This window comes from bacterium endosymbiont of Bathymodiolus sp. 5 South, assembly GCF_900128535.1.
Lineage (GTDB): Bacteria > Pseudomonadota > Gammaproteobacteria > PS1 > Pseudothioglobaceae > Thiodubiliella.
Genome location: NZ_FQTR01000125.1, coordinates 1 through 5,065, shown reverse-complemented (window position 1 = coordinate 5,065; position 5,065 = coordinate 1). Strand labels below are relative to the sequence as shown.

At 31.1% G+C, this 5,065-nt stretch carries 1 protein-coding gene and 1 pseudogene; both read right to left on the bottom strand.

Features of this window, described 5'->3' with window-relative positions:
• Positions 1–111: pseudogene (locus BBROOKSOX_RS12505) on the bottom strand (Fic family protein); the annotation flags it as partial.
• Positions 111–4,994: a hypothetical protein gene (locus tag BBROOKSOX_RS08885; RefSeq protein ID WP_139661159.1), complete on the bottom strand. Its 4,884-nt coding sequence runs from the start codon at positions 4,992–4,994 to the stop codon at positions 111–113. The gene BBROOKSOX_RS08885 and the pseudogene BBROOKSOX_RS12505, both read right to left, overlap by 1 nt.
• Positions 4,995–5,065: the final 71 nt, after the last annotated feature.

Here is a 5,065-nt window from a genome sequence, read left to right as displayed (position 1 = left end):
AGGCAAAGTGTAATTCACTCCTTCTAAATTCACAGCGTCATATACCAGTTCGCTGAGTTGTTTTTTGGCGAGGAATAGGGCCTTTTTTGGGTTTGGGATGATGGTTGGCATTATTCTTCTTTACTATCATTATAAATTTTTTTAGTATCTTTATCTCTAAATGGTAGTAAAAAATTAACCAATGTACCTTCAATGTTTATTCTTGAAATAGAACCATCTCTCGTTTTGCATATAATACTATCATCAACTTTTTCTTTAATAGCGTAAAGTAATCTTGGATCTCTTTTTAAGCCTTGTTTTACTTTGCTTTTAGTGAGAAGTTCTATTGATGTTTTACCTTCCAAGTCCCCATTAAACCATTGCTTAAAACTATCCAATGGAAAGTTTTTTATATTTACAGATGTATTGTTTAAATACACCTCTGCATCATCAAAATTATTCTTAAAAAATTTACTACTTAAAACCTTAAATTCATTCAAAACTACTTTCTCTTCAGTGTTTATTGGGCGCTCTAAATCTTTGTCTGCTACATTTGAGACTAAAGTTACATTTTTACTGCGTTTAATTAAAAAATTAGACTTGTCTTTAGCTATAATATTTGTATCTAGTGGTAAAGCCTGATAAATATCTTGATTACCTCTATTAATTCTAAATACAGTGCCAGATGCGGTTCCTAGCGACACCATTGTGTATTTTTTTCCTTTAACTTGATGTTGATTTTTAAGTTGATTTTGAGGTGGTTCAAATTCTTCTTTACAAAACTCATTCCATTTTTTTGCAACGATATCGTCTGATATGTCGTATTTATCATCTTTAACTGAATAATCACTTGCAATTTTACCTCTCCAAGCATTGTCAAGATCTAACCAATTTTTATAAAAAGGATATTTTTTAGCTTCTTGCTTGTTTAAAACTTTAGGAGCATTAATAACTTCGGTTTTGGACACATAATATTGACAATGCTTTAAAATGAATTTTATTTTATCCACCTCTTCTTGCTCTCCCTTATCATATTCTGGACTTAATTGACTAAAATACTTATAAGAGTCTTTGTCAATCTGTTTGTATTTTTTATCAACCACTTTGATAGTCCAAATTTTTATCTGCTCATTTTCTGTGGTTAACTCATAGTATTTATTATCAGTCGTAATTTTTACAATTCTTTGAATTGCATTGCCAGTTATTTCTTGACAATATTCATCACAATTATAAATGCCACCTTTAACTGTCATTGGATAACCTAAATACCATTTATTTTCAAATTTAATAATTGGCTTGTATCGCTCTCCAATAGCATTTTGTTTAAATATAGGGCGTTTAAAAATCTTAGTTAAATCTTGCTTATTACTATTACTATTACTGTGTTTTTCAATGTCTATAATTTTTTGATTACTGTCTTTTGGATTTAAATTAACTTCTTTTAAATAACCCTCCCCCACATCCATCCAAGTAAACAATTGACTCGGTAACACTTCGCCAGTTTCTTTGTCTACTTCATTTCTCCAAATCGTTTGATTTTCATCAAATTTAATGCCCATTGAGCCCTCATTTTGATGATCTTCACTAGCAATTAAAAAAGCCAGTTGTGCATCAACTAAATGTGAATATAAAGGCTGTTCTTTGAGTTTATCAATGCCATATTCTTTGCGTAAGTTGTAAGTGCTTTTTGGGTCATTCCATCTGGCAGAATATTCAAAATAATCGAATTCTATCAAATTCTCTTTACCTTCTTTCCTGACAATTCTATGGATTTTATCAGCAATACATTGTGCTAAATATCGTTGGGTGCCATTGACGATGGCACGATTGCGATTCTGCAAAGATTGTATTACTTTTTCTCTTAGTGGGTCGTCTTGTTGTAAAAATAAAGCATGCCTAAAAGCCTTTTTTTGCTCTGTGGTTAAATTGATAAAACTTAGATATTTACCAAATGCAAAGTCTTTACTACTTGCGTCGCCTAAATGTTGATAAATAAACGCTTTGATTTCATCATCAGATTTATTACCAAAAATATCTTGTTTATAGTCTTTGTGTAAATCTCTTAAAAATTTAAAATCGTTGCCTTTTTTCTGGTTATCAGTCTTAGAGATATAAATCAGATTTGCCTCATCGTTAAGCATGCCATAGCGTGAAGATCTGGGAATAATATGGTCTATTTCTCCATTTTTTTCTAATATAGTGCCATCATATAATGATCTTTTTTGACCTTTATATTTATCACTTCTATCGTCTTTAATTTCATCCGATTTTTTGCCTTTAATACCCTGAAGATTTGGTTCAAATTCAAAATGATTTTGCTCCAAAACCAATGGAATACTAACCTTGCTCCCTTCTTCTAAATATTCTTTAATATCATTCCATTTTGTTACCGCAACTTGACGAGCAATTGCATCACAAATACGCATTACCACGCCGTCAATTAAGCGAATACTAAGTGCGGGCAATCTTGAAGCTGTGGCAGCACCCTTGTCATCTTCTTGCATTCTAAAAGCGTTATCGGTAGAACAAACTGGGCAAGTTTTAGAAAAACCACTGCGATCTTTAAAAACAATATTGTGAATTTGTGCAAACTTAAAAACCAAAGCGATTTTTTGGTTATTCTCATTTTGTTGTTTGTCCAACAATATTTCATCAATACCAATTCCTTTGATGAGCGCTTGTTTTAATTCATCACATTTCTTGGCAAGTTTTGCTAAAGCGCCGTTTGGCGGCTTATTTATCAGTTCGTGATAAATTTTAAGTTTTAATTCACCTCGGTGGTCTTTTTGAGCTTTAGCTGATTTTTCACAATTAGAGGCAAAGCCATTGATGCTTTTGAAATAATCTTCTGGGTTGTCTCCATCTATTTTATTTTTTAAATCATCTGCATTTACCCCTAAAACTGCAGCTAAGTCTAATTGCCATTGGTGTTTTTTCTGCCTTGGTTTGTGTGTGCAAAGGGTCAATAACTTATTATCAGTTAACCATTTTTCCTTTTTCTCTTGAATTAAAAAATATCTGCCATCTCGGGCTTTTCGGCGAGTTTGATAATATTTATTTAGAAAATGACCAAAACCTTTGTCTTGGGTAAAATTCAGACTTTGCTTTAACTCTGTTGGCAATGCACTCGTATTGATAGTTTTTTCTAATTTTTCCTGCCATTTTGTTTGATCTGTATCTATTTTTTGTAGTTTATGGTAAATACTCCACAATTCATTGAGTTTGTATTTATCTTGTTTTTTAGCAATATCTAAAATAAATTGTAATTGACGCAATTGGATTTTTTCCTCTTCAACCAAGGGTATTTTTGATTTCCCCTTTAAGAATTTTAATTTTTCCTTGTAATCTGTATTAAGGCTTAGTAAATTTAACCAACCTTTCCATTGTGGATAATGCTCATTAAGATACTTACCATTTAATAATAATGATTGGCATTTAGGTGGTTGGCGATTGAGCATTGCTTGATAAGGTGGGATAGTTAACTTTGGGTCAGTTGCTAGCCAAAAATCAACAATATTATTTTTGTCTGTATGTTTCCCCCAACGCGTTTTTAATTGCTTATAGCTCTCTACTTTTGCTTGCTTATCTTTTTCTTTGGTTACCATCCAATGACTCATAAACCATTGAGAAGCAAGACGAGATAACTTGGTGTTGCTAAATTTATCACCCCCATCTAATTGTTTGTGGGAATGATAATTTTCAGGATATTTTGCTTTTAAATAATCCAGTTCAGTGTATTTTTTATTTTCTTTTTTTAAGACTTCTTTCTTGTTTTTATATTCTTCCAAGGCTTCTTTGTTTAATTTTTTGTGCTCTATTGGCGTATTATTATCAAAATATTTATGCAACGGCTTAAGTTCAAAATTACTAATATGACAAACCAATTTGTATAATTTATCAATATCCAAAGCATCGGTATTGTGAATCTGTTGAATAAAATTAACCAAATATTTTGGACTGTGCCTATCCTGTAAAAAATCTGTTTGGCTAAATGTCTCTAAGTCTGCTTTTATCTCTTCAAAAAATTTAGACCTATGACGACCACCTGAAATAAGTTCGTTATTAATTTTATAAATAGCATAGCAGAAATGATGTAGATGGGCGTTATTATAAGATTGTATTTTTTTTTCCTTTTTATCAATATCACAATCGTTAACATTAAAGCTCAAATCACTTTCTTTTTTATCAAGATCAAAATCTGTATGTTTAAAATCCCATATAGACTTTTTTATTTGTTTTTCTCTCACATTTGGCAAGTATTTTTTTAATGTTTCAGCCTGTTCTGGAGTGAGCACTTGCATTTGTTCTAATAAGTTTTTATCATTGATTGAAATAGAGCCAATGCTGTTTTCTGTTACTAATCTCTCAACAATCCATTTTGATGCTTTTGATAATTTATTTCTGTCATTAGCACCTTCTTCAATTTCTTTATTCTCAATTCGAGCATCACAAGAACTGGATATTTTTTCAATATACTTATAATAAACAGCATCTTTTTTTAAATTTTGATATTTTATGTAACCTTCAATATTTTGAATTCCCTCTAGCAATTTGATAATTTTTTCAGGCTCATCTGTTGCAAGTTTCATTAATTTATCAGCAATTTTTTTTTGCTCGCCAAGAATATCTTGAACCTCTTTTGATAACGCTTGCCAAGCATCTTTTGGGAAATTATTAAGATAATCTTTTGAATATTCTTCTTCTAAAAAACTAAAGCCACGACGGTTCATTAAAAAACCAATAGCTTGAGTGTGTTTTTCTGCTGGAAAACCAAAATACTCTTTTAAAATAATCATTAGTAATCTTTTTGCTAATTTTTTGCGTTGATAACCACGCCTGACATGACGATTAGAAGTTCTTTTTTTAAGTAATGATGTGTTGTCATTACCATAAACCAACACTTGCCCGTGTTTTTCAATATTCTTAAAAGTGGTTCCCCGCTCATATTTAGCGTAGTAAACGCCCGTATTTTTCGCCCCCATATCAATGGCAATTGGTGAAATAATTTTGCTCATAGTTTAAAGTCCTAAATAATAATTTTTATTGGATTATACGCCCCAATTATTAACACAATCTTTAAACACCC